Source organism: Streptomyces sp. GbtcB7 (assembly GCF_019091445.1).
GTDB classification, from domain to species: domain Bacteria; phylum Actinomycetota; class Actinomycetes; order Streptomycetales; family Streptomycetaceae; genus Streptomyces; species Streptomyces mirabilis.
Genome location: NZ_JAGXJM010000645.1, coordinates 1 through 235, shown reverse-complemented (window position 1 = coordinate 235; position 235 = coordinate 1). Strand labels below are relative to the sequence as shown.

The 235-nt window shown below is 72.8% G+C and carries 1 protein-coding gene; it reads right to left on the bottom strand.

Features of this window, described 5'->3' with window-relative positions; genetic code table 11:
• The coding region (locus KVT44_RS57100) for a hypothetical protein (protein WP_217577191.1) at window positions 1–220 on the bottom strand (220 nt) is incomplete at its 3' end.
• Window positions 221–235: the final 15 nt, after the last annotated feature.

The following is a 235-nucleotide window of genomic DNA, read 5'->3' as shown; positions in this document are numbered from 1 at the left end:
GGGCATCCTGCAGCAGGGAGCGCACGCCGGGACGCAGATCGCAGACGGCGGCCAGCTCCTCGGCGTGATCGCCGTAGGAGGCCACGGCGGACAGCCCCCCGGGCACCGACGCCACCACGGCAAACCCATCCGCGCCGAATTCCTGCAGTCCTGCCTGCGTGGCGGCCCCGATGTCCTTGACCGTCACGGCCGCCGCCAGCGCGGCGGTGAGCTGTTGCATCCGGCGATTGCGGGT